We start from the raw sequence: 25,062 nt of genomic DNA, 5'->3' as shown, positions 1-25,062 counted from the left end.
ACCACCAGTACCGGGGGCGCCGCAGGCTGGGCCCATGACGGACCTTCAGATCCGGCCCGGTGCGGCCGGCGCCACCACCACCGGCGGCCCGGCCACCAGGCCCGGGCTGCTCCTCACCCTCCTGCTCTGCGGCCAGTTCATGGCCATCCTGGACGTCTCCATCGTCAACGTCGCGGTGCCGACCATCCGCACCGACCTGCACGCCTCGGGCGCGGCCCTCCAACTCGTGATCGCCGGCTACACCATCGCCTACGCGGTGCTGCTCATCACCGGGGCCCGGCTGGGCGCCCGCTACGGCTACGGCCGGCTGTTCCAGCTGGGCCTGGCCGCCTTCACCCTCGCCTCGCTGGCCTGCGGGCTGGCACCGGCCACCGGCTGGCTGATCGCCTTCCGGCTGCTCCAGGGCGCCGGTTCGGCGCTGATGGTGCCGCAGGTCATGAGCCTGCTGCAGCGCACCTTCACCGGCGCCGCCCGGACCAGGGCGCTCGGCCTCTACTCGGCCGTGCTGGCCGGCGGCCTGGCGGTCGGCCAGGTGCTCGGCGGAGTCCTGGTCAGCGCCGACCTGTTCGGGACGGGCTGGCGCCCGGTCTTCCTGGTCAACGTGCCGATCGGGCTGGCCCTGCTGGCGGCCGGCGCCCGGCTGCTGCCGGTCCTGCCGGTCCTGCCGGGCGACCGCGGGCGCGGGTTCGACCTCCCCGGCCTGGTGGTGCTCGGCGCGGCCCTCGGGCTGCTGGTGGTGCCGCTGGTGCTCGGTCACGAACTGGGCTGGCCCGTCTGGGGCTGGGCGATGCTCGCCGCCAGTGCCCTCCTGTTCGCCCTGTTCGCGGTGGTCGAGCGGCGGATCGCCCGGCGCGGCGGACAGCCGCTGATCAGCGGCCGGGTGCTGCGGACGGCCACGCTGCGACCGGCGGCGGGCGCGATCTTCATGATCATGGCCGCCTTCGCGGGCTTCCTGTTCGCCTTCGCGCTGCACCAGCAGTCCGGCCTCGGGCACAGCGCGCTGCGGGCCGGCCTCTGCTCGGCGCCGATGGCGCTCGGCTTCGGGTTCTCCAGCCTGCACTGGCACCGGCTGCCCGCCCGGCTGCACGGCGTCCTGCCGCTGCTCGGCGCCGGGCTGCTCGTCCCCGGCTACCTGCTGCTCGGGCTGCTGCTCGGCGGCGGCGCGGAGATCGGCCCGGTGGCGCTGCTGCTGATGACCGGGCTGGGCCTCGTGGCCGGCTGCACGTACTCGCCGCTGTTCGCCCGGGCGCTGGGCGGCGTCGCCCCGGCCGACGCGGCGGACGCCAGCGGGGTGATGGTGACGGTCGTACAGCTCGGCCAGGTGGTCGGCGTCGCGGTGCTGGGCTCGGTCTTCCTCGGCGGGGTCTCGCTGCCGGCGGCGGCCCGGGACTCCGGACACGCCCTGCTGGTGACCACCGCCGCGATCGCGGGCCTGGTCGGCGTCGGCGCGGCCTTCGCCGCCCGCGCCCGCCCGACGGCCGGGTAGTACCTCCGGTAACGGATTCGTGGAGCACCCCTTCGACCGTGTAAAGTAGTCGATGTCGCCGAGGGAGACCGAAGGAAACCTCCGGTGACGCAGCAGGTCAAGGGGCTGTAGCTCAGTTGGTAGAGCGCTTGCATGGCATGCAAGAGGTCCGGGGTTCAATTCCCCGTAGCTCCACAGCAGTCGAGGGCCGCCTCCCGTTCCGGGAGGCGGCCCTCGGTGTTTTCCGGGGCGCGCTGGCCGCGTTTCCGGGGCGCCCCGGGGTGCTTTCCGCGGCGCCCCGGGGCGCGTTCTCGCGGCCCGGGATCCCTCCGGAGGGTTCGGGGGCGCTCGCGGCCCCGGCGGTCCGGGGTTTTCCGAACGGCTCGGCAGCCGGCCCCGCCGGACCGCTACCGTCGTCCCATGGCCGATCTGGAGCGCAGGCGCAACGAGGAGCTGGCCCGGATACTGCACCAGCTCGGCTGGAACCCGGAGCGCCTGGCCCGCGAGGTGAACCTCACCCTGCCGCCCGGCCTGGCGATCAGCTCCACCGCCCCATACAAGTGGCGCGACCGGGGCATGGTCCCGCGAAGCCCGCACGACCAGACGGTCTGCGAGGTGCTCGGCCGCGCCCTCGGCATCGCCGTCACCTACGAGCAGCTCTGGGGCCGGATGGGCGGCAACCGGGGGGCCAAGATCCTCTCGCCGCGGCTGCTCACCGACCCCTGGACGGCCGACACCGCCCAGACCGCGTTGCGCGAGGCGGCCACCGACGCCGGCCCGGTCCGTCTCACCGACCTGTTCCGCGGCGCCGACCTCGACCAGGCCGCCGGCCGGCTGGCCACCGCGCCGCCCCCGGTCGGCGGCGGGGAGGGCGCGCTGCGGATCGACCCCGCGCTGGTCGGGGAGCTCCGGCTCTCCTACCGGAGCAAGCTGCGGCTGGAGCGGGCCTGCGGCGGCGGCCTGGTGCTCGGGCCGACCCGGGCCGAGCTGGCCATGGTCGCGAAGCTGCTGGAACTCGGCGGGTACGACGAGGAGTTGGGCCGCGTGCTGTACGGCACGGCCAGCCGGCTGGCCCGGCTGGCGGGCTGGGCCGCGTACGACCTGGGGCACGAGGCGGCCGCCCAGCGGGCGTTCGTGGCCGCGCTGCGCGCCGCCCACCTCAGCGGGGACCTGCGGCTCGGGGTGGGCGTGGTGGGCTGCCTGGTGGTGCTGGCCACCCAGGGCGGGGGAGGGCGTGGGCTGGACGCGGTCACCGTGCTCGCCGGGGTGCTGGAGACGGCGGGTGACGCGCTCGGGCCGGTCGACCGGGCCCTGCAGCTCGGCCGGATGGCCCGGGCGTACGGGCGGCGCGGCGAGCCGGAGGAGCTGGCGGCGGTGGCCGGGCGGGCGTTCGCGGAGCTGGACGCCGCGGCGGGCGCGGGTGCTTCTGCCAGTGCCAGTGCTGGTGCCGGTGTCGGTGCGTCTGCTTGTGCTTGTGCGGGGCAAGGTGCGGCTTCCGGCGCGGGTGCCGGGCCGGATGTGGCGCAGGCCCGGGCGGACCTCGCGGGGATGGTGGGGGAGGGCCACCTGTTCCTCGGCGACCACCGCGGCGCCCAGGCCCTGCTCACCGAGGCGGTGGCCGGGCTGGGCCCCGGCCGCGCGCGGGCCAGGGCCCTGCTGATGGTCCGGCTGGCGGACTCCCAGCGCCGCACCGGCTCCCTCCGGGAGGCCGCCGACACGGCCGAGCGGGCACGCGCCCTGGCCGCGGGCATGCAGTCCGAACGGGTGGCCCGCGCGCTGCGCGACTTCGACGCGGCCTCGCGGTCGATATCTCCGGAGGAGGCCTGAGCCCCTTGCGGTACCCTGAGCCCATGCGAACCGTGCGCCTGCTCCTTAGCCGGCCGCGCTGACCAGGACCGGCCGCGCCCCAGGGCGGGTGCCGGAGTCGGCGTGGCACCCCCTCCTGCGAGGGGCTTTTTTGTTTTCCGCCGCCTTTCGTGCCGCGCCCGGCCCTGTGCCCGGTTCGCCCACTGACATCGATGGAGCCTGAAGGACCATGAGCGAGACGACCCCTGCTTCCGGCGCGGCCGAGGCCGCGACCGAGCCGTTCCGGTACAGCGCCACCCTGGCAGCGGAGATCGAGTCCCGCTGGCAGGACATCTGGGAGAAGGAGGGCACGTTCAGCGCCCCCAACCCGGCCGGTGACCTGGCCGACCCGAGCGCCGGGGACGTCTCCGCGAAGCCGCACAGCTTCATCATGGACATGTTCCCGTACCCCTCCGGCGCGGGCCTGCACGTCGGCCACCCGCTGGGCTACATCGCCACCGACGTCTTCGCCCGCTACCAGCGGATGACCGGCCACAACGTGCTGCACACGCTGGGCTACGACGCGTTCGGCCTGCCCGCCGAGCAGTACGCGGTGCAGACCGGTACCCACCCGCGGGTCTCCACCGAGGCCAACATCGCCAACATGCGCCAGCAGCTGCGCCGGCTGGGCCTGGGCCACGACCCGCGCCGCTCGATCTCCACGATCGACCCGGAGTACTACCGCTGGACCCAGTGGATCTTCCTGCAGATCTTCAACTCCTGGTACGACGAGGAGGCCGGCCGGGCCCGCCCGATCGCCGAGCTGATCGCCGGCTTCGCGGACGGCTCGCGCGAGGTCCCCGGCGGCCGCGCGTGGTCGGAGCTGTCCGCCGCCGAGCGCGACGAACTGCTGGGCGACTACCGGCTGGCGTACTCCAAGGAGGTGCCGGTCAACTGGTGCCCCGGGCTGGGCACCGTGCTGGCCAACGAGGAGGTCACCGCGGACGGCCGCTCCGAGCGCGGCAACTTCCCGGTGTTCAAGTCGAACCTGCGCCAGTGGATGATGCGGATCACCGCCTACTCGGACCGGCTGATCTCCGACCTGGACCTGCTGGACTGGCCCGAGGCCATCAAGCTGCAGCAGCGCAACTGGATCGGTCGCTCGGAAGGCGCCCGGGTCGACTTCGCGGCCCCCGGCGACCGGAAGATCACCGTCTTCACCACTCGCCCCGACACCCTGTTCGGCGCCACCTACATGGTGCTGGCCCCCGAGCACGACCTGGTCGACTCGATCGTGCCGGCCGCCTGGCCCGCCGGCACCCGTGACGAGTGGACCGGCGGCGCCGCCACCCCGGCCGAGGCCGTCGCCGCCTACCGCGCGAGTGCCGCCGCCAAGTCCGACGTGGAGCGCCAGGTCGAGGCCAAGGTCAAGACCGGTGTCTTCACCGGCGCCTACGCGGTCAACCCGGTCAGCGGCGAGCCCGTCCCGGTCTTCGTCGCCGACTACGTGCTGATGGGCTACGGCACCGGCGCGATCATGGCCGTCCCGGCCCACGACCACCGCGACTTCGCGTTCGCCCGCGCCTTCGAGCTGCCGATGCGCTGCGTCGTCAAGCCGACCGACGGCCGCGACGAGGACCCGCACACCTGGGACGACGCCTTCAGCACGTACGACTCCGTCATCGTCAACTCGGCCCACGCCGAGGGCACCGAGAACGGCATCTCGCTGGACGGTCTGAGCGTCGCCGACGGCAAGGCCGCAGTGACCGCCTGGCTGGCCGAGCGCGGCATCGGCGAGGGCACCGTCAACTACCGCCTGCGCGACTGGCTGTTCAGCCGCCAGCGGTACTGGGGCGAGCCCTTCCCGATCGTCTACGACGAGGACGGCGTGATGCACGCGCTGCCCGAGTCGATGCTGCCGGTCGAGGTCCCCGAGGTGGACGACTACTCGCCGCACACCTACGACCCGTTCGACTCGACCTCCTCCCCGAAGACGCCGCTGTCGCGCAACGAGGACTGGGTCAACGTCGAGCTGGACCTGGGCGACGGGCCGAAGAAGTACCGCCGCGAGACCAACACCATGCCCAACTGGGCCGGTTCCTGCTGGTACGAGCTGCGCTACATCGACCCGTCGAACGGCGCGCGGGTCGTCGACCCGGCCAACGAGCAGTACTGGCTGGGCCCGACCGCCGAGAAGCCCGGCGGCGGCGCCGACCTGTACGTCGGCGGTGCCGAGCACGCCGTGCTGCACCTGCTGTACGCGCGGTTCTGGCACAAGGTCCTGCACGACCTGGGCCACGTCTCCTCGGTCGAGCCGTTCCACAAGCTGTTCAACCAGGGCATGATCACCGCCGACGTCTACCGCGACGAGCGCGGCTTCCCGGTGCCCGCCACCGAGGTCGAGGAGCGCGACGGCGGCTACTTCTGGCAGGGCGAGCCGGTCAAGCGCGAGGCCGGCAAGATGGGCAAGTCCCTGAAGAACGCCGTCGCCCCGGACGAGATCGCCGACGAGTACGGCGCCGACACGCTGCGCCTGTACGAGATGTCGATGGGCCCGCTGGACGTCTCCCGCCCGTGGGACACCCGCGCGGTGGTCGGCTCGTACCGCTTCCTGCAGCGGCTGTGGCGCAACATCGTCTCCGAGGCCACCGGCGAGCTGGTCGTCACCGACGAGGAGCCGGACGAGGCGACGCTGCGCGCGCTGCACAAGGCCATCGACGGCATCCGCGGCGACATGGCCGCGCTGCGCTTCAACACGGCCGTGGCCAAGGCGATCGAGCTGAACAACTTCCTGGTGAAGCGCGGCTCCACGCCGCGACCGGTCGCCGAGCGGCTGGTCCTGCTGGTCGCCCCGCTGGCCCCGCACATCGCGGAGGAGCTGTGGCGCCGACTGGGCCACGGCGACTCGCTGGCCCACACCGACTACCCCGTCGCCGACCCGGCGTACGTGGTGGACGAGGCGGTCACCTGCGTCGTGCAGATCAAGGGCAAGGTCAAGGCCCGGCTGGAGGTCGTGCCGTCGATCTCCGACGCCGAGCTGGAGGCGCTGGCGCTGGCCGACCCGGCCGTCGTCGCGGCGATCGGGGACGCGCCGGTACGCAAGGTGATCGCGCGGGCGCCGAAGCTGGTGAACATCGTCACCGGCTGACTGCCGGTGGTCGCCGTGGGTCGTTGACGGCCAGGGCGGGTGTCCTTCGGGGCGCCCGCCCTTCGGCGTTCCCGGGGCGGTGGTTCGCCGGGTGTGTGGAGGCAGGTGGGGGCGGGATGCGTTGCCCGAGGCCGGGCCCGCCTCGGGGAGATCCCCCATCTGTCCCTGATCTCCGGAGCCCGGGCCCGTTCGACCTGCCCCCGGCACGGGTCGGGCGGCTACCGTGGAACCCACGGTGGGCCGGCCCGCGTTGGGCCCGGTGGGGGCCGGTTCGGCGGACGGAAGGTGGCTCGTGATGGACGCGCTCGGCGTGATGGTCGGTCTGGCCCTGCTCTTCGGCCTCGCGATGCTGGTGCTGGTGGTGGTCGGGACCGTCAAGGCGGCGAGGGCGGTCGCCACGAAGGTGGAGCGGCACGAGGCCAACGCCCGCCGCGCGGTCGAGAACGTGACCCTCAAGGCGAAGACCTACGCCAAGCCCGGCCCGCAGGGCCAGATCTCCGCCGTCCGGCTGGGGCTGCGGACCTCCCTGGACGGCACGCGCCAGGTCCTGGAGAGCGGTCTGGTGCAGGACGGCCAGCTCGGTGAGGCACTCGCCCTGCTGCGGCGTCTGGACACCCACGCGGCCGAGCTGGACGCTGAGCTGCGGATCCTGGAGCGCGAGCCGGACCCGGGCCGGATCGCGGCCAAGCTGCCCGAGCTGCGGGAGCGCGCCGAACGGATCACCCACTCCGCCGAGACCATGCGCTGGGCGGCCCAGGACCGGATGCACCGCTTCGCCGACGACGAGCTCCGGCGGCTCAGCCAGGAGTGCGAGAGCGAGGCGGGGGCGTTGCGGCACTGGGACCACTCGGGGGCGGGGTCGGATTCCGGGTCGGGTACGGGGGCGGGCTTCGGCTCGGGCGTCGGTTCCGGTGGGTCGGCTGGTGCTGGCGCTGGTGCTGGCGGGGCGGCGGCGGGTCGGGCCGGGCTGACGGACGGGAAGGGGCGCCCGAGCGCCGAGGAACTGCTGGGGCTGAACGACCCGCTGTCGCGGCTGGCGGACCGGCTGCGGAAGCCGTCGGCCGGGCCGACGGCGGGCTGACCGGACGTCCCGCTCCTCCGGCCCCGCCGCATCCCGGAAGACTCGACCTCTCCCGGAGGGCTCGGGTGGGGGCGCCGTGCCCGGCGCACCGACCGGCTGTCCCTGGCACCCGCCCGGCGCCGGTGCCGGGGCCGCCCGGCGCTCCGCCCGGTTCCGGCGCCGGGGCCGGACGGCGGGGCCGGGGCAGGCCCGGTTCGGGCGCTGTCCTCCTGGCCGGACGCGGAGTAACCTCCGCCTCATGCCCGCCGACCTCGCACTTGTCACCGATTCCACGGCTTATCTGCCCCAGCAGGCCGTCGACCGTCACGAGATCGCGGTGGTGCCGCTGAGCGTCGCGGTCGGTGACACCGTCCTCGCCGAGGGCGTGGAGATCTCGCCCAAGGACGTCGCCGAGGCGCTGCGCGGCAAGCAGCGGGTGACGACCTCCCGGCCGAGCCCCGAGGCCTTCGCCGCCGCCTACCGGGCCGCCGCCGAGGCCGGCGCGAAGGGCATCGTCTCGGTGCACATCTCCGCCGAGTTGTCCGGGACCGCGGAGGCGGCCCGGCTGGCGGCCGCCGAGGCGCCCGTCCCGGTGCGAGTGGTGGACAGCCGGCTGGTCGGCATGGCCCTCGGATACGGCGTACTGGCGGCGGCCGAGGCGATCGAGGCGGGGCGGGAACTGGACGAGGTGGTCGCCGCTGTGACCGCGCGGACGGCGGTGACCAGCGGATTCTTCTACGTGGACACCCTGGAGCACCTGCGTCGGGGCGGCCGGATCGGGGCGGCCCGGGCGCTGCTCGGGTCGGCGCTGGCGGTGAAGCCGCTGCTGCACCTGGACGGCGGCCGGATCGAGCCGCTGGAGAAGGTCCGGACGGCGTCGCGGGCGATCGCGCGGCTGGAGGAGATCGCGGTCGAGCAGGCGGGGGAGCGAGTGGTCGACATCGCCGTCCACCACCTGGCGGCGGAGGAGCGGGCCGAGCCGCTCGCGGAGCGACTGCGAGGGCGGATCCCCGGGCTGCGTGACCTGTACGTGAGCGAGGTGGGCGCGGTGATCGGGGCGCATGTCGGACCGGGGCTGCTGGCGGTGGTGGTCTCGCCGCGCTGAGGCCCGTGAAGCCGGGGTGCGTGAAGCCGGGGTGGTGAACCCTGTGGGGCGTGAAGCCGCGGTGCGTGGAGCCGCGGTGCGTTGAAGCCGCGGTGCGTTGAAGCCGCGGTGCGTGAGGACGCCTCCGGACGGGGGCTGAGACGGGCCTCGTGAGGGCCTTTGCCAGGCGGGAAGTCAACTCCGACAACTGCTGATCACTCGTGCGAGCGACATGAGTTGTCCACAACCCCGGGGTTTTCCACAGGGTTTCGCCGATTCTCCCATCGACGGCGGACGGCTCCTAGCGTGCTCCGCATGACGAGCATGAACATCGGCGCGGTGAAGCGCCAGCGGGTCGGGGAGACGGCGCGGCGTCGGCTGGCAGCGCTGCTGCCGGCGGCCGGGGGAGGCGCTGAAGGGGCCGCCGAGGAATCGGCCGCGAGGGTGGCCAGGGGAGCCGCCGGTGCGGCGGAGCCGTCGGCCACCGGGCCGCCTGGGGGCTCGCCCCTCGGGGGCGGGTCGGGCGGCGGGTCGGGTGACGTGCCGAGTGCGCCGGTCGATGGACCCGCTGGTGGCGCGGGGTTTGACGGTGTGCCGCCCTACGGTGTGCCGTCCGACGATGACGGGTCTGCCGACCCGGGTCGCGCGCCGTTTCGCTTCGGTCCTGCGGTGATGCTCGACCGGCGGGCCGTGTCGGGGCTGGTCGTCCTGCTGCTGCTCGCCGTGGGCTACGGCGTCCAGCACTTCTGGCTGGCGCGGCCCCAGCCGGTCGCCGTGCCGGCGGTGGCGGTGCCAGCGCCGGCGGCCGTGCCGGCCGAGCCGGGGGCATCGCCCCCGAGCACACCGGAGGCCTCCGCCGGCCCCGTCCCAGCAGCTCCGGGAGACGCCGAGGCGCGCACTGTCGTCGTGGTCGACATCGGGGGGCGGGTGCACGCACCCGGTGTCCACACGCTGCCCGGCGGCTCCCGGGTGGCGGACGCGTTGCGCGTGGCCGGCGGACCGCTGCCCGAGACGGAGACCAAGGGCCTCAACCTGGCGCGGGTGCTGACGGACGGTGAGCAGATTCTCGTCGGCGAACCGGACGGTGCGGCGCAGGCCGCGGGCGGGCCGGCCACGGGCGCCGTGCCGAAACAGCCGGTCAGTCTGAACCACGCCACCCTCGAACAGCTCGACACGCTCCCGGGAGTCGGTCCGACGCTGGCGCAGCGCATCATCGCCTTCCGCGCGTCGCACGGATCGTTCCGCTCACTCGACCAGCTCCGGCAGGTCAGCGGCATCGGCGAACGCACCTATGCGGAGCTCAGACCGATGCTCACGCTCTGACCCGCCCGTACCCGCCAGGTGACGCTTCCGGTCGGTCCTCCTGCTTCCGGCTCGCCCGACGCACGGAGCCGTGCGACCCGTCAGCCCATCGACCCGTCGGTCACTCCCCGGAAGGAGGTGCCGTCATCGCCGCCACTGTCACCACAGACGCCGTCGTGCCGCACCGGCCTCCCGGCGATCTTCGCCTGCTCCTCCCCGCCGTCGCGGCCTGGGTGGTCACGGGGGGTGTTCTCGGGCTGGGCCCCGGGCACGGCCTCCTGCTGTCCTCGGCCGCCGGCACGGCTGTCCTGTTCGCCGTCCTCCTGCTCGCCCGCCCGGGAGTGCGGCGGCGTCGCGGCGCCGCCATGACGCTGGCCGCCCTGCTGCTCACCGGTGCGGCGGCCGCCGCCGCGACCCTGCTGCACACCGCCGACCTCCACCGGGGGCCGCTGCCCGGGCTGGCCCGGGCCGGAGCCGCCGCGCCGGAGGTGGGTGTCGAACTGACCATCACCGCCGACCCGAGAGCCCACACCTCCCGCACCAGGGGAACGGCTGCCGGGCAGACCGTCCTCACCGTGGACGCGGTGGTGGAGCGGGTCACCGTCCCGGCGGGCTTCGAGCCGGCGGCTCCGGCCCCGGGCGACGGCGCGGGCGGCCCGCCGCCGGTTGGCACCGGGGCGGTGACCAGGACGCGGACGCCGGTGACGGTGATGGCGCGAGGGCCGGAGATCGGCGCGTGGCAACGGCTGCTCCCGTCGGCCCGTGTCGCCGTGGAAGCGGACGTCCGCCCGGCGGGGGAGGGCTACGACGACGAGTCGGCCGCGTTGCTGATCGCCCACGGGCCGCCACGTGAGCTCGCGCCGCCCAGCCTGCCGCAACGGGTCGCCGGCCGGTTGCGGGCGGGACTGCGGACGTCAAGTGACGATCTCCCGCCGGACGCGCGGGGGTTGCTCCCGGCCTTGGTGGTCGGTGACACCTCACGCCTGCCCGGGGACCTCCTGGACGCCTTCCGGGCCACCGACATGGCGCATCTGGTCGCTGTCAGCGGGGCCAACCTCGCGATCGTGCTGGGTGTCCTGCTCGGGGCCCCCAGTCGTGCCGGTACAGCCGAACGACGTGGCCTGGCCGCCGCGTTCGGTATCCCGCTGCGCACCACCGCGCTGCTCGGCACAGTCGTCACGCTGGCCTTCGTGACCGTCTGCCGACCGGAACCCAGCGTGTTGCGGGCCGCCGGTACGGGGCTGATCGGACTGCTCGCGCTCGCCACCGGCCGACCCCGGCAGGCGGTGCCCGCCCTGGCCGGTACGGCGTTGCTCCTGGTGCTCCTCGACCCTTACCTCGCCCGGTCGTTCGGCTTCCTGCTCTCCGTGCTCGCCACCACCGGTCTGCTGGTGGTCGGCCCGCACTGGGCGCAGCGCCTGCGGGCGCGGGGCTGGCCGCACCACCTGGCGGGCGCCGTCGCCGCGACGGCAGCGGCCCAGGCGCTCTGCGCGCCCGTGACGGTCGTGCTGTCCGGACACATCAGCCTGGTCGCGGTGCCGTGCAACCTGCTGGCCGAGCTGGCGGTGGCTCCGGCGACTCTGCTCGGCTTCGCGGTGCTCGTCCTGGAGCCGCTCTCGCCGGCCCTGGCCCGGCTGCTCGCGGAGCCGGCCGGGCTCCCGGTGGGCTGGCTCGCGGCGGTGGCCCGGCATGGGGCGGAGCTGCCGGGCGCTCAGATCTCCTGGCCCGGCGGGCTGCTCGGCACGGTGACGCTGGCCCTGGCGACGGTGGCGGTGTGCTGGACGGTTCCTCTCCTGGCACCCGGACGCGCCGCAGCGGACGGTCTGCGCGTCAGGGGCGGCTGGGCCCGGCCGCTGGTGGCGGGCCTGCTCCTCCTGGTCCTGCTGGCCGTGCTGGTGCGGCCGCCCCTGCTCACCCGGCTCGCGACCGGCTGGCCGCCGCCGGGCTGGCGGCTGGTCATGTGCGACGTGGGTCAGGGGGACATGGTGGTGCTGCCGGTCACCGCCGGCGGCGGGGCGCCGGGGAGCGCGGTAGTGGTGGACGCCGGGCCGGATCCGCGTGCGGCGGACCGCTGTCTGCGCGACCTCGGGATCACCCGGGTGCCGTTGCTGGTGGTGACGCACTTCCACGCGGACCACGTGGAGGGTGTGCCCGGGGTGTTGCGGGGGCGTTCGGTGGGCGCGATCGAGGGGACGGTCCTGGGTGAGCCGCCGGGCGAGGCCGCCCGGGTGTCGGGGTGGGCGGCTGCGGCCGGAGTGCCACTGGTGCGCGCGCGGACAGGCGAGCGCCGGTCGGCCGGACCGGGGCTGTCATGGGAGGTGGTGTGGCCCGATGCCGTGCTTCCGGCGGAGGCTGCCGGGGCCAACAACGCGAGTGTGGTGCTGCTGGTGACGGTGGCGGACGGTGTGCGGCTGGCTCTGCTGGGCGATCTCGAACCGCCCGCGCAGGCCGCGCTGTCGGCGCGGTGGGGCCGTGGTGTCCGGGTGGATGTGCTGAAGGTGGCCCACCACGGGTCGGCGCACCAGGACTGGGAGCTCGCGGCCGCGTTGAGGCCCAGGCTGGCGTTGATCTCGTGTGGCGAGGGGAATCCGTACGGGCATCCGTCCGTGCGGACGGTGGAGCGGCTGCGTGCCCTCGGTGCCACGGTGTTGCGCACCGATACCGCTGGGGACATCGCGGTGACGGGCGACACCCCGGCTCGTCTGGGGGCGTCCGTGCACCCGCACGGCGGGCAGACCCGCCACGCCGCGGCCGCGTCGCGCGGTAGGCACACGGCCGGCGGGCCGCGCGGCCCGCCGGCGTGAGCCCTCTCGCTCAACCCGCCCTCTCCACAGGGAGGAGGTGGAGAGGGCGGGGAGGGGGAGCGGGGGTGGGGGGTGGGGGCGGGCCCCGGAGGACCTGGCGGGGCCGACGGATCAGCCCTCCTCGCGCCACCCCTCGTGCTCGGCGGCGACGGCGTCCAGGGCGCGGAGCAGCTCTGCGGTCCAACCGTCCTCGGGGGGTTCCACGACCACCAGCCACTGGGCGTCCTCGGCGTCGTCCTCGCCGGCGAGGGCGTCCCGGACGATTTCGAGTTCGCCGAGGTCGGGGTGGTTGGCGCTGAGTTCCTCCGTGGCGTCCTCGGCGGCATCGCGGTCGGGCAGGACGAGGAGCTGCCGGGCGCTCGGGTCGAAGTCGTCCGGATGGTCGGTGGCGAGGTGTTCGGTCACCGGCCCATTCTCCCGGGAGCGCCTCCCGCGTCGGAGCACACCCCCCACTAGTCGGGCCCACCCCGGCCACCCCGGCGGCTCCGCCCCTCCGGCCGTCGGACCCGGCCCGCCCACCCCCGCCCGCCCCCGCCCGCCGGTCGTTCCTCCGGGTGGGAGTGTCCCCACCCCATGGGATGCTGGTAGGCGATGGCCAGGAAGAGTGCACCCGACGACCTGCTCGCCCCGCTGACCCTCGCGGTCGGCCAGGAGGAGCTGCTGCTCGACCGCGCGGTCGCCCAGGTGGTGGCGGCGGCGAGGGCTGCGGACCCGGACACCGATGTGCGGGACCTCCCGCCCGGCACCCTGCAGCCCGGCAGCCTCGCCGAGCTGACCACGCCCTCGCTGTTCGCCGAGCGCAAGGTGATCGTCGTCCGGGCCGCCCAGGACCTCTCCGCCGACTCCGTCAAGGAGCTCAAGGCGTACATCGAGGCCCCGGCCGACGAGGTGATCGTGGTGCTGGTGCACGCGGGCGGCGCCAAGGGCAAGGGCCTGCTGGACGCCGGGCGGAAGGCCGGCGGCCGTGAGGTCGCCTGCGCGAAGCTGGCGAAGGCGTCGGACCGGCTGGCCTTCGTCCGGGGAGAGTTCCGCACGCTCGGCAGGTCGGCCACCCCGGAGGCGTGCCAGGCCCTGCTGGACGCGCTCGGCAGTGACCTCCGCGAGCTGGCGGCCGCGTGCAGCCAGCTCACCTCGGACGTCGAGGGCACCATCGACGAGACGGTGGTGGCCCGCTACTACAGCGGCCGGGCCGAGGCCACCGGCTTCGAGGTGGCGGACTTCGCGGTCACCGGCCGGGCCGCCGAGGCGCTGGAGCGGTTGCGCTGGGCGCTGGCCGTCGGGCAGCCGCCGACCGGTATCACCTACGCGCTGGCGTCCGGGGTCCGCAGCATCGGTCGGCTGGCGACCACCGGGCGGAACATGCGCCCGGCCGATCTGGCCCGCGAGCTGGGGATGCCCCCGTGGAAGGTCGAGCGGGTCCGCCAGCAGATGCGCGGCTGGACGGGCGACGGCGTGGCCACGGCCCTGACGGCGATCGCCCAGGCGGACGCGGCCGTCAAGGGCGGCTCCGACGACCCCGCCTTCGCGCTGGAGCGGGCCGTGGTGGCCGTCGCCCGGGCCGCGCGCGCCGGCTCCGGGGGCCGTTCCTACTGATCCCGGCACGGGCGCCCCGGCGACCCGAGCCCGCCCGCCGGGACGGCCGGCCGCCACGAGCAGCTCCTGCGACCGACCCGACCGGCCCGACCGGCCCGACGGGAACCCCTCCCGACCCGGCCGCCACGACCGGCCCTTACGAGCCGCCGAGCGCCTTCAGGATGTCCCGGGTGTCGTCGAGCATCGCCCGGCGGACGGTCTCGCGGTCCAGCGTGGTGTTCTTCCCGACCTGGTAGTTGTCCGTCCAGAACAGGGAGTACGTCATCCCGCCGTCCCGGACCTGTAGGTAGTGGTTGATGTCGTGGAAGGTCTGGTCCGAGCTGGTCGGCTCGTCGCCGTAGGCGAAGTAGGCCTCCTGGCCGAGGTTCGGCACATCGGTGATCTCGTACTTCTGCTGCTCGAAGTAGCTTCGGGTGGCGGCGAATTCGGGCGCGGAGTCGACCGCCCGGTGCAGTTCGGCGCGGATGTCGAGGGTGGCGTAGTCGGCGACGTCGCTCCCGCTGACCGCCCGTTTGACCAGCGCGTAGCACCGCATGATGTCCATGGAGTCGGACCGGCCGGTGTGCTGCAGCGGGTAGTCGTCGACCATGCGGTACTGCTTCTTGAACGCGGTGAGCGTGCCCGACTCGCAGAGCCTGTCGACCGCGTGGTAGCCGTGGAGGCTCTGCGCCGGGGAGCCGCTGTCGACGATCCGCGGCACCAGGGCCACGGCGCCGGACCAGGCGGCCGAGGCCAGGACGGCGCCGACGAACGCCCAGACGGCGTTGCGGCGCAGGTTTCCGCCCCTCCTGACCGTCCCCTCGCGCGGCCCGGGCTCCCCGGCGGGGGCCGTACCGGGTGAGGGGGCGGGCCCCGCAGCGGGGGGAAGTCCGGGGGAGGAGGGAGGTTCGGGGGAGGCGGGAAGGCCGGGCGACGCGGGCAGTCCGGGCGGAGGTCCGAAGCCCGGGGCCGTCCCGGGCGACGGTGGCTGCTGCGGGAAGCCGCCGAACCCCGGTCCGCCCTGGGCCGGTGGTGGTGGTGGCGGTGGTGGCGTCGTCATAGGTGCCCCCTGAGCGTCGACGAAGATGCCTGCCACGAAGGTGCCGCCCCGGAACCGTGACTCGCAACGGTGCCCCGAAACGGTGACCCGGAACCCGGTGGCCCCCCGGGAGGGGGACGCGACCGCCGCCCGCCCGGTTTCCGGGAGCGCGGCCCCCCGAGCTGCCGTCACCGACCATAGCGGCAGGACCACAGAACGCGACAGAAGCCGCAGGATCCGCAGCCGCAGCCGCAGGATCCGCAGCCGGTCCGCCGGGCGACGGGGATCCGCGCGAGAACGTCCGCGGCGGAAGCCCCGGCCCGAAACGACGACTGCCCGCCCGGTGGGGACCGGGCGGGCAGTCGGGGAAGCGCCTACGAACGGGCACTTCCGGTGGATCTTCGTGCACCGCACCCGCGTGGCGAACGCAGGCCGCGTGCGGTGCGAGTCTTGAGCTCGTGCCTCAGGGGACCGGGTAGAGGGCCGGTCCGTCCTGGGACGGTCGGGGCCGTGGGCCCCGGCGGAGTCAGGCCTGGACGGCGTTGACGCGCTTGGTGATGGCCGACTTCTTGTTGGCGGCCTGGTTGGCGTGGATGACGCCCTTGCTGACGGCCTTGTCCAGCGCCTTGGAGGCGGCGCGGGCCAGCACGGTGGCCTTCTCGGTCTCGCCGGCGGCAGCGGCCTCACGGGCCTTGCGCAGGGCGGTCTTCAGCGAGGACTTGACGGCCTTGTTGCGCAGGCGCGCCTTCTCGTTGGTCTTGTTGCGCTTGATCTGGGACTTGATGTTCGCCACGAAGGAGCCTCAGTCTTGTCAGTAAACGGTTCTGGGGTCCCCCCGGCCGAAGGCTGGGGGAGAGTGCACCGCGCGGCCGCCGGACTGCTGAGAGGGCATGCCTGGGCCAGGTGCAGCGCCCCACGCTACCAGGGGGGTACCGCACGACCCAAACCGGCCGGATCCGGATCAGGCCCGGAGCACCGGCTCGCCGTAGTGCTCGACCTCGGGAAACGGCCGGTAGAAGCGGTGCAGCAGCTCGCGCCACCGCTGGTACTCGGCGGAACGGCGGAACCCCTCCGTGTGGTCCTCCAGCGCCTCCCATTCCACCTGGAGCAGGAACCTGGCGCCGCGGCCCTCGTCGAGGCAGCGGCGCAGCGCGAGGGAGCGGAAGCCGGACTGGACCGCGATCAGCGGCTTCGCCTCCGCGAAGGCGGCGAGGAACGCGTCCTCCTGGCCGGGGACGACGTCGAGGAGGGCGCTTTCCAGGATCATGGACGACCATCCTGCCCCGACCGGTCGGGCCGCGGGAAGGGACGGCCGTTCAAGGGCCCCGCGGCGGCACTTGAACGGGCCCGCGGACCAGCCCCGGACGGACTCCCGGACGGACCCGCGCACCGACCCCCGGAGCACCCCCGGCGCGGCCCCGGTGGAACCGAACGGCGGCGGACGTCGCGCTCGTGGGAGGATGGGAAGAACTATTTCGATCGGACGACTGTCCGGTCCCCGGGAAACCGGTCAGCGATGACCCGGACGCCCCCGGCCCCCGGACCAACGGAGAATCGGACCAAGGTGCCCGCGACCCCCAGCAATGTGCCAGAGCCCAGCCGTACCGACCCGGCGCTGATCCGCAACTTCTGCATCATCGCCCACATCGACCACGGCAAGTCGACGCTCGCAGACCGGATGCTCCAGATCACCGGTGTGGTCGACCCGCGGCAGATGCGCGCCCAGTACCTCGACCGCATGGACATCGAGCGTGAGCGCGGCATCACCATCAAGTCGCAGGCCGTCCGCCTCCCATGGGCGCCGAAGACGGGGCCGAACGCCGGCTCGACGCACATCCTCAACATGATCGACACCCCGGGCCACGTGGACTTCACGTACGAGGTGTCCCGCTCCCTCGCCGCCTGCGAGGGCACCGTCCTCGTGGTGGACGCCGCCCAGGGCATCGAGGCGCAGACCCTCGCCAACCTGTACCTGGCGCTGGAGAACGACCTCACGATCGTCCCGGTGCTCAACAAGATCGACCTGCCGGCCGCCCAGCCGGAGAAGTACGCCGCCGAGATCGCGCACATCATCGGCTGCGACCCGGACGACGTGCTCAAGGTCAGCGCCAAGACCGGTCTCGGCGTCGAGGAGCTGCTCGACCACCTGGTCGACAGGATCCCGGCCCCGGTCGGCGTCAAGGACGCCCCGGCCCGCGCGATGATCTTCGACTCGGTCTACGACTCCTACCGCGGCGTGGTCACCTACGTCCGGGTCGTCGACGGCCAGCTCACCAAGCGCGAGCGCATCGCCATGATGTCCACCGGCGCGACCCACGAGCTGCTGGAGATCGGCGTCATCTCGCCGGAGCCGAAGGTCGCCGACGGCCTGGGCGTCGGCGAGGTCGGCTACATCATCACCGGGGTGAAGGACGTCCGGCAGTCCAAGGTCGGTGACACCATCACCTCGATGCACAAGGGTGCGACCGAGGCGCTGGGCGGCTACAAGGACCCGCGTCCGATGGTCTTCTCCGGCCTGTACCCGCTGGACGGCTCGGACTACCCGCTGCTGCGCGACGCCCTCGACAAGCTGCGCCTGAACGACGCCGCGCTGGTCTACGAGCCGGAGACCTCGGTCGCCCTCGGCTTCGGCTACCGCTGCGGCTTCCTCGGCCTGCTGCACCTGGAGATCATCCGGGAGCGCCTGGAGCGCGAGTTCAACCTCGACCTGATCTCCACCGCCCCGAACGTGGTCTACCGCGTCGTGATGGAGGACGGCACCGAGCACACCGTCACCAACCCCAGCGAGTTCCCGACCGGGAAGCTCGCCGAGGTCTACGAGCCGGTCGTGCGCGGCACCATCCTGGCGCCGAACGAGTTCGTCGGCGCCATCATGGAGCTCTGCCAGGCCCGTCGCGGCAACCTCCAGGGCATGGACTACCTCTCCGAGGACCGCGTCGAGCTGCGCTACACCCTGCCGCTCGCCGAGATCGTCTTCGACTTCTTCGACCAGTTGAAGTCCAAGACCCGCGGCTACGGCTCCTTCGACTACGAGCCCATCGGCGAGCAGAGCGCCCAGCTGGTCAAGGTCGACATCCTGCTGCACGGCGACGCGGTGGACGCGTTCTCCGCGATCGTGCACAAGGACAAGGCCTACAACTACGGCGTGATGATGGCCGGCAAGCTGCAGAAGCTGATCCCGCGCCAGCAGTTCGAGGTGCCGATCCAGGCCGCCATCGGCTCCCGGGTGATCGCCCGTGAGACGGTCCGCGCGATCCGCAAGGACGTTCTCGCCAAGTGCTACGGCGGTGACATCTCGCGCAAGCGCAAGCTGCTGGAGAAGCAGAAGGAAGGCAAGAAGCGGATGAAGATGGTCGGCCGCGTGGAGGTCCCGCAGGAGGCCTTCATCGCCGCGCTGTCCACCGACGCCGAGGCGCCGAAGGAGAAGAAGTAGCCGGCGCGAGCCGGGTGTTTCCGGCCGGCCCGACGGGGTCGGCCGCAGCGGTGCCCGACGGGCCCGGGGCGTCTCGCCCCGGGCCCGTCGGCCTGCCCGCACGGTCGGCCTGCCCGCACGGTCGGCCTGTCCGCACGGCGGCCGGTCGGTGCGGCGGCCCGGCTCAGGCTCTCAACGCAGCGCCCAGACCACGCCGTTGACGATGGCGGCCTTGGTCAGCCGCCCGGCCCGGCCGGTCAGCACCGAGGGCCGCATCGAGTCGTCGCCGTGGATCAGCTGGACCAGGCCGTCCCGGCGGCCGAGGCTCAGGCACTGCACGGCGTAGCGGAACGCGAAGGGTTTGTCGGTGCGCCCGGTGAGCAGCTTGCCGAGGTAGCGGCCCATCGGCTGGGCGGTGGCGCAGCCCATCCGCAGGGTGCCGGTGCCGGGGACGGTCACCGCGGCGGCGTCGCCGATGACGTGGACCTCCGGGTGCGAGACGGAGCGCAGGTGGCCGTCCACCACCGCCCGGCCGGCCGGGTCGACGGTCAGGCCCGCCTCGGCCGCCAGCGGGTGCGGCTCCATGGCGGCGGCCCAGGCGACCAGGTCGGCGGGGATCCGGCCGCCGGTGGTGTCGAGGCCCCCGGCGTCGACCCCGGTGACGGTGCGCCGCTCGTGCACCTCGATCCCGAGCCGGGCCATGACGGTGCGGACGTGGGCCCGGCCACGGGCCGAGAACCAGCCGCCGACCTGTCCGGCGGCGACGATCCGCACCCGCCAGGCGGGGTGGGCCTCGGCGATCTCGGTGGCCAGTTCGATGCCGGTGGCGCCGCCGCCGACCACGGCGACGGTGCCGGGCCGCCCGGCGGTGCGCAGCCGCTCGCCCAGTTCGGCGGCCCGCTCGGCGGAGTAGGCGTGCTCGGCGGCGCCCGGGACGGCGTGCCAGGCGGTGCGGCTGCCGAGGGCGTAGACCAGGGTGTCGTAGGGGAGGGCCTCACCGGTGTCCAGGAAGACCTTGCGGGCGGCGAGGTCCAGGCCGGTGGCCCGGGCCGGGACGTGCCGCACGCCGCGGCCGCGGACCACCTCGGCCAGGGCGGGCCGGTGCTCGGGGAGGCCGGCGGCGGTCTCGTGCTGGCGGACGCGGTGCAGGAAGCGGGTCTCCGGGGCGATCAGGGTCACCCGGTGGTGCCGGCCCGCCCGGGTCGCCGCGGTCAGCCCCGCGTAGCCGGCTCCCAGTACGACGATCTGCTTCTCGGTCATGTCGCCCGCCTCCTCCGAAACGCCCCCGCGGAGCGTTCTGTCGACACGTTCTCGGTGTCCGTTCGGGAAGGGGACGACGCGGCCGGTCAGGGTGTGACGGTGAGCCGGGTCACAGGTCCGTCGGCGTGCCGGCGGCGTCGGCCACCCGGGTCAGCTTCTCGGGGTTGACCACCACGAAGGCCTCGGTGATCCGGCCGTCGGCGACGGTGAACGCCAGCACGCCGCCGGGCCGGCCGTCCGCGTCCTGGACGAGCAGCCCCGGCTCGTCGTTGACCAGGGCGGGCACCAGGCTCATGCCCGGCAGGAACCACTTCGCGACCAGGCCGGCCACCAGGCGGGAGACCTTGTCCGCGCCGAGGACCGGGCGGGCGCCGGCGCTGACGACGCCGCCGCCGTCGGAGTGCCAGACCACGTCCGGGTCGAGCACGGCCAGCAGGCCCTCGATGTCGCCCCGGGTACTGGCCGCCGCGAAGGCGGCCACGGCCTGCCGGTGCTCGGCCGGGTCGGCGGTGGCGCGGCGCCCGCCGTCCTTGACCCGGCGCCGGGCCCGGGAGGCGAGCTGGCGGGCGGCGTCGGGGGAGCGGTCGAGGGAGGCGGCGATCTCGTCGAAGCCGACCGCGAACACGTCGTGCAGCACGAAGGCGGCGCGTTCGGCCGGGGTGAGCTGCTCCAGGACGGCGAGCACCGCGAGCGAGACGGACTCGCCGAGTTCGGCGAGCTCGGCCGGGGAGGCGGGGGAGTCCTGGTAGGAGACGGCCGGTTCGGGCAGCCATTCGCCGAAGTAGGCCTCCCGGCGGGCCCGGGCGGAGCCCAGCTGGTCGTAGCAGAGCCGGGTGACGACGGTGGTCAGGAAGGCGCGCGGGTCGGCGACGGCGGACCGGTCGGTGCCGCGCCAGCGCAGCCAGGCCTCCTGCAGCACGTCCTCGGCGTCGCTGAACGAGCCGAGCAGCCGGTAGGCGACCGAGCCCAGGTAGCGCCGGTGGGCCTCGAAGGCGTCGGGTTGTGCGGCGGCAGCGGCCGACAGGTCGTCACTCACGGGCCCACCGTAGCGGCCCGGGGCGGCGGCCGGAGCGTTCGAGGGGGCACCCCCGGACGGGGCCACGCTGCCCCGGCCTCCCCGTCGGCGGAACGCCGGAGGGGGAGGCCGGGTGACCCCGGCCTCCCCCTCCGGTGCGGCCCGCCGGTCAGTCCACCTCGGCGACGGCCTCGGCGAACTGCGCCTGGTACAGGCGGGCGTACGCGCCCTCGGCGGCGATCAGCTCGTCGTGCGTGCCCTGTTCGACGATCGAGCCGCTCTCCATCACCAGGATCACGTCGGCGTCCCGGATGGTGGAGAGCCGGTGGGCGATCACGAAGCTGGTGCGGCCGGTGCGCAGCCGGGCCATGGCGCGCTGGATCAGCACCTCGGTCCGGGTGTCGACCGAGCTGGTCGCCTCGTCCAGGACCAGGATCGACGGCTGCGCCAGGAACGCCCGGGCGATGGTGATCAGCTGCTTCTCGCCGGTGCTGACGCCGGTGCCCTCGTCGTCGATGACGGTGTCGTAGCCGTTCGGCAGGGTCCGGACGAAGCGGTCCACGTGGGCGGCCCTGGCCGCCTCGACGACCTGCTCGTGGGTGGCGCCCTGGGCGCCGTAGGCGATGTTCTCGGCGATGGTGCCGCCGAACAGCCAGGTGTCCTGGAGGACCATGCCGATGCCGGAGCGGAGGTCCTCGCGGGACATCGCCGCGATGTCGACCCCGTCCAGGGTGATCCGGCCGCCGCTGACCTCGTAGAACCGCATCAGCAGGTTGACCAGGGTGGTCTTGCCGGCGCCGGTCGGGCCGACGATGGCGACGGTCTGGCCCGGTTCGACCTTCAGCGAGAGGTCGTCGATGAGCGGCTTGTCGGGGTCGTAGCGGAAGGAGACGTCCTGGAAGGCGACCCGGCCGCGGATCGCGTCGGGGCGTTCCGGCATGGCCGGCTCAGGGGTCTGCTCGGGCGCGTCCAGCAGCTCGAAGACGCGTTCGGCGGAGGCGACGCCGGACTGCACCAGGTTGGCCATGCTGGCGACCTGGGTGAGCGGCTGGCTGAACTGCCGCGAGTACTGGATGAACGCCTGCACGTCGCCGATCGACAGCGCGCCGCTGGCGACCCGCAGGCCGCCGACGACGGCCACCAGCACGTACTGCAGGTTGCCGATCAGCATCATCGCGGGCTGGATGATGCCGGAGATGAACTGGGCCCGGAAGCTGGCCGTGTACAGCGCCTCGTTGTGCTCCCGGAAGGTCTCGGCGGACTCCTTCTGCCGGCCGAAGACCTTCACCAGGGCGTGGCCGGTGTACATCTCCTCGATGTGCGCGTTCAGCTGCCCGGTGGACTTCCACTGCTGGACGAACTGCGGCTGCGCCCGCTTGCCGACCCTGGTCGCCACCACGACCGACAGCGGGACGGAGATCAGGGCGATCAGGGCGAGCAGCGGGGAGATCCAGAACATCATGGCGAGCACGCCGACCACGGTGAGCAGTGAGTTCACCACCTGGCCCATGGTCTGCTGCATGGACTGGCCGATGTTGTCGATGTCGTTGGTGACCCGGCTGAGCACCTCGCCGCGGGGCTGCTTGTCGAAGTAGCTGAGCGGCAGCCGGGCGAGCTTGGACTCGACGTCCTGGCGCAGCCGGTAGCTGGCCCGCTGGATCGCCTTGGTGGCGAGCCGGCCCTGGACGATGCCGAAGGCGGCGGAGGCGACGTAGATCGCCAGCACCCAGAGCAGCACGGTGCCGATCGCGCCGAAGTCCATGTGCTGGCCGGGGGTGAAGTCGACCGCGGAGAGCAGGTCGGCGGCGCCGCCGTCGTGCGCCCGCACGTCCGCGACGGCCTGCGCCTTGGAGATGCCGGCCGGGAACTGCTGGCCGACCACGCCGGCGAAGATCAGGTCGGTGGCCCTGCCGAGCACCTTGGGCCCGGTCACGGCGCAGCCGATGCTGAGCACGCCGAGGGCCAGCACGCCGCTGAGCAGGGCGCGTTCGGGGCGGAGCAGGGCGAGCAGCCGCTTGCCCGAGCCCTTGAAGTCCATCGACTTCTCGGAGCCCTGGCCGCCCATGAACCGGCCGGGGCCGGCCGGGCCGCGGCGGGCGGCGGCGGCCTGCGAGTCGCTGGGCACCTCGCCGGAGCCGGGGCCCTTCGTCATGGGCGCCTTCTTCTGCGGGGTGGTCACGCCGCCTCCTGCTCGGTGAGCTGGGAGAGCACGATCTCCCGGTACGTCGGGTTGTCGGCCATCAGTTCGCCGTGGGTGCCGCTGCCGACGACCGCGCCCTCGTCCAGGACGACGATCCGGTCGGCGTCGCGGATGGTGGAGACGCGCTGGGCGACGATCAGCACGGTGGCGTCGGCGGTCTCCCGGGAGAGGGCCCTGCGCAGCCTGGCGTCGGTGGCGTAGTCCAGCGCCGAGAACGAGTCGTCGAACAGGTAGACGCCGGGCTTGCGGACGAGCGCGCGGGCGATCGCCAGGCGCTGGCGCTGGCCGCCGGAGACGTTGCTGCCGCCCTGGGCGATGGGTGCGTCGAGGCCCTCGGGGAAGCGCTCGACGAACTCCTTGGCCTGGGCGACCTCCAGGGCGTGCCAGAGCTCCTCGTCGGTGGCGTCGGGCCGGCCGTAGCGCAGGTTGCTGGCGACGGTGCCGGTGAACAGGTAGGGCTTCTGCGGGACGAGGCCGACGGTCTCGGCGATCGTCTCGGGGGCGAGTTCGCGGACGTCCACGCCGTCCAGCAGGACCTGTCCGGCGGTGGCGTCGAAGAGCCGGGGGACGAGGCCGAGCAGGGTGGACTTGCCGCTGCCGGTGGAGCCGATGACGGCGGTGGTCTCGCCGGGGCGGGCGGTGATGTCGACGCCGCGCAGGACGGAGGCCTCGGCGCCGGGGTAGCGGAACTCGACGGCGCGCAGTTCGAGCTTGCCCCGGGCCAGGAGTTCGGTGACGGGGGTGGCCGGCGGGACGACGCTGGAGCTGGTGTCCAGGACCTCCTGGATGCGCTCGGCGCAGACCTCGGCGCGCGGCACCATCATGAACATGAAGGTGGCCATCATGACGCTCATCAGGATCTGCATCAGGTAGGAGAGGAAGGCGGTCAGCCCGCCGATCTCCATGCCGCCGCTGTCGATGCGCATGGCGCCGAACCAGAGCACGGCGACGCTGGAGGCGTTCACCACCAGCATCACGGCCGGGAACATGAACGACATCAGCTGGCCGACCTGGAGGGCGACCCCGGTCAGGTCCCGGTTGGCGCCGGCGAACCGGGCCTGCTCGTGGTCGTCCTTGACGAAGGCGCGGATGACCCGGATGCCGGTGATCTGCTCGCGCAGGACCCGGTTCACCGTGTCGATCTTCTTCTGCATGCTGCGGAACTTCGGGCGCAGCGCGCGGACGAGCAGGGCGACCACGACGCCCAGCAGGGGGACGACGGCCAGCAGCAGCGCGGAGAGCGGCACGTCCTGGTTGAGCGCCATGACGATGCCGCCCACGCACATGATCGGCGCGGCGACCATCAGGGTGAAGGTCATCAGGGCCAGCATCTGGACCTGCTGGACGTCGTTGGTCGTCCGGGTGATCAGGGAGGGGGCGCCGAAGGAGCCGACCTCGCGGGCGGAGAAGGCCTGCACCCGGTCGAAGACGGCGGCCCGGACGTCCCGGCCGAACGCCATGGCGGTGCGCGCGCCGTAGAAGACGGCACCGATCGAGCAGAGCGCCTGGGCGACGGTGACGGCGATCATCACACCGCCGATGCGCAGGATGTAACCGGTGTCGCCCTTGACCACGCCCTGGTCGATGATGTCGGCGTTCAGCGTCGGCAGGTAGAGCAGGGCGAGCGTGGACACCAGCTGGAGGAGCACCAGCAGGGAGATCGGTCGGGAGTACGGGCGCAGGTACGCCCTCAGCAGTCTGATCAGCACTGGCACACTCTTGTCTTCGGCAGTGGGGTTCGCATCCCAATTCTCATGCTTCTGTGGACTCGCACAGTTGATTCCGGCCCCGCGCCCCGAGGTTTGTCCAGTCCTTTGCTGAACGCACCGGCGGGCCCGGTTGCGCCGTGCACCGGCGGCTCGACAGTGTGCCAGCTGTCCTCACCCTCTTACGGAATGACCGGTTTCCCCCTAGGC

The 25,062-nt window shown here is 73.6% G+C and carries 17 protein-coding genes and 1 tRNA gene; 10 read left to right on the top strand and 8 right to left on the bottom strand.

The window, feature by feature from the left end; all coding sequences use genetic code 11:
- The first annotated feature begins 34 nt into the window (after positions 1 to 34).
- The 8 genes from ACZ34W_RS02510 (at position 35) to ACZ34W_RS02475 (ending at position 12,648) form a co-directional block, all read left to right on the top strand.
- Positions 35 to 1,486 carry an MFS transporter gene (locus ACZ34W_RS02510; protein ID WP_465600984.1) on the top strand — a complete coding sequence of 484 codons (1,452 nt, stop codon included), beginning with the start codon at positions 35 to 37 and terminating at the stop codon, positions 1,484 to 1,486.
- A 101-nt stretch (positions 1,487 to 1,587) separates the two neighbouring features.
- Positions 1,588 to 1,660, top strand: a tRNA-Ala gene (locus ACZ34W_RS02505).
- Positions 1,661 to 1,885: 225 nt separating this feature from the next.
- Positions 1,886 to 3,292 (top strand): hypothetical protein, encoded by a 1,407-nt coding sequence (locus tag ACZ34W_RS02500; protein WP_465600981.1) that lies wholly within the window; start codon positions 1,886 to 1,888, stop codon positions 3,290 to 3,292.
- Between the two features lie 208 nt (positions 3,293 to 3,500).
- Positions 3,501 to 6,398, top strand: a complete 2,898-nt coding sequence (gene leuS, locus ACZ34W_RS02495; protein WP_359837892.1) for a leucine--tRNA ligase — start codon at positions 3,501 to 3,503, stop codon at positions 6,396 to 6,398.
- Positions 6,399 to 6,693: 295 nt separating this feature from the next.
- Entirely contained in the window at positions 6,694 to 7,479 is a 786-nt protein-coding gene (locus tag ACZ34W_RS02490) for a hypothetical protein (protein WP_465600976.1), read from the top strand.
- A 238-nt stretch (positions 7,480 to 7,717) separates the two neighbouring features.
- Positions 7,718 to 8,563 carry a DegV family protein gene (locus tag ACZ34W_RS02485; RefSeq protein WP_465600974.1) on the top strand — a complete coding sequence of 282 codons (846 nt, stop codon included), beginning with the start codon at positions 7,718 to 7,720 and terminating at the stop codon, positions 8,561 to 8,563.
- A gap of 294 nt (positions 8,564 to 8,857) precedes the next feature.
- Complete coding sequence (locus ACZ34W_RS02480) at positions 8,858 to 9,865, top strand: helix-hairpin-helix domain-containing protein (protein WP_465600971.1); 1,008 nt, start codon at positions 8,858 to 8,860, stop codon at positions 9,863 to 9,865.
- Between the two features lie 344 nt (positions 9,866 to 10,209).
- Positions 10,210 to 12,648 carry a ComEC/Rec2 family competence protein gene (locus ACZ34W_RS02475; RefSeq protein ID WP_465601175.1) on the top strand — a complete coding sequence of 813 codons (2,439 nt, stop codon included), beginning with the start codon at positions 10,210 to 10,212 and terminating at the stop codon, positions 12,646 to 12,648.
- 111 nt (positions 12,649 to 12,759) lie between these two features.
- Here ACZ34W_RS02475 and ACZ34W_RS02470 read toward each other — a convergent pair whose 3' ends face one another.
- Positions 12,760 to 13,053: a hypothetical protein gene (locus ACZ34W_RS02470; protein WP_465600968.1), complete on the bottom strand. Its 294-nt coding sequence runs from the start codon at positions 13,051 to 13,053 to the stop codon at positions 12,760 to 12,762.
- 186 nt (positions 13,054 to 13,239) lie between these two features.
- On the opposite strand from ACZ34W_RS02470, the gene holA reads away from it, so the two are divergent.
- Positions 13,240 to 14,241: a DNA polymerase III subunit delta gene (holA, locus tag ACZ34W_RS02465; protein ID WP_329487601.1), complete on the top strand. Its 1,002-nt coding sequence runs from the start codon at positions 13,240 to 13,242 to the stop codon at positions 14,239 to 14,241.
- 136 nt (positions 14,242 to 14,377) lie between these two features.
- Here holA and ACZ34W_RS02460 read toward each other — a convergent pair whose 3' ends face one another.
- From ACZ34W_RS02460 to ACZ34W_RS02450, 3 genes are all read right to left on the bottom strand, one after another.
- Entirely contained in the window at positions 14,378 to 15,280 is a 903-nt protein-coding gene (locus ACZ34W_RS02460) for a hypothetical protein (protein WP_465600965.1), read from the bottom strand.
- Between the two features lie 505 nt (positions 15,281 to 15,785).
- Positions 15,786 to 16,052, bottom strand: coding sequence for a 30S ribosomal protein S20 (gene rpsT, locus ACZ34W_RS02455; protein WP_329487599.1), 267 nt, complete (start codon positions 16,050 to 16,052; stop codon positions 15,786 to 15,788).
- Positions 16,053 to 16,220: 168 nt separating this feature from the next.
- Complete coding sequence (locus tag ACZ34W_RS02450; RefSeq protein ID WP_359837880.1) at positions 16,221 to 16,526, bottom strand: antibiotic biosynthesis monooxygenase family protein; 306 nt, start codon at positions 16,524 to 16,526, stop codon at positions 16,221 to 16,223.
- A gap of 297 nt (positions 16,527 to 16,823) precedes the next feature.
- On the opposite strand from ACZ34W_RS02450, the gene lepA reads away from it, so the two are divergent.
- On the top strand, positions 16,824 to 18,692 hold the full coding sequence (lepA, locus tag ACZ34W_RS02445; protein ID WP_329487597.1) for a translation elongation factor 4: 1,869 nt from the start codon (positions 16,824 to 16,826) through the stop codon (positions 18,690 to 18,692).
- Positions 18,693 to 18,863: 171 nt separating this feature from the next.
- Here the strand turns inward: lepA and ACZ34W_RS02440 are convergent, their stop codons facing one another.
- From ACZ34W_RS02440 to ACZ34W_RS02425, 4 genes are all read right to left on the bottom strand, one after another.
- Positions 18,864 to 19,931, bottom strand: coding sequence for an NAD(P)/FAD-dependent oxidoreductase (locus ACZ34W_RS02440; RefSeq protein ID WP_465600959.1), 1,068 nt, complete (start codon positions 19,929 to 19,931; stop codon positions 18,864 to 18,866).
- 109 nt (positions 19,932 to 20,040) lie between these two features.
- A complete protein-coding gene (gene sigJ, locus ACZ34W_RS02435) occupies positions 20,041 to 20,967 on the bottom strand; it encodes an RNA polymerase sigma factor SigJ (protein WP_329487595.1) in 927 nt (308 codons plus the stop codon).
- Positions 20,968 to 21,115: 148 nt separating this feature from the next.
- A complete protein-coding gene (locus tag ACZ34W_RS02430; protein WP_329492095.1) occupies positions 21,116 to 23,098 on the bottom strand; it encodes an ABC transporter ATP-binding protein in 1,983 nt (660 codons plus the stop codon).
- Between the two features lie 23 nt (positions 23,099 to 23,121).
- Entirely contained in the window at positions 23,122 to 24,855 is a 1,734-nt protein-coding gene (locus ACZ34W_RS02425) for an ABC transporter ATP-binding protein (protein ID WP_465600955.1), read from the bottom strand.
- Positions 24,856 to 25,062 lie beyond the last annotated feature (207 nt).

Source organism: Kitasatospora sp. NPDC022856 (assembly GCF_055561235.1).
The sequence above is the reverse complement of the archived record's forward strand: the minus strand, read 5'-3'. Positions and strand labels throughout refer to the sequence as shown.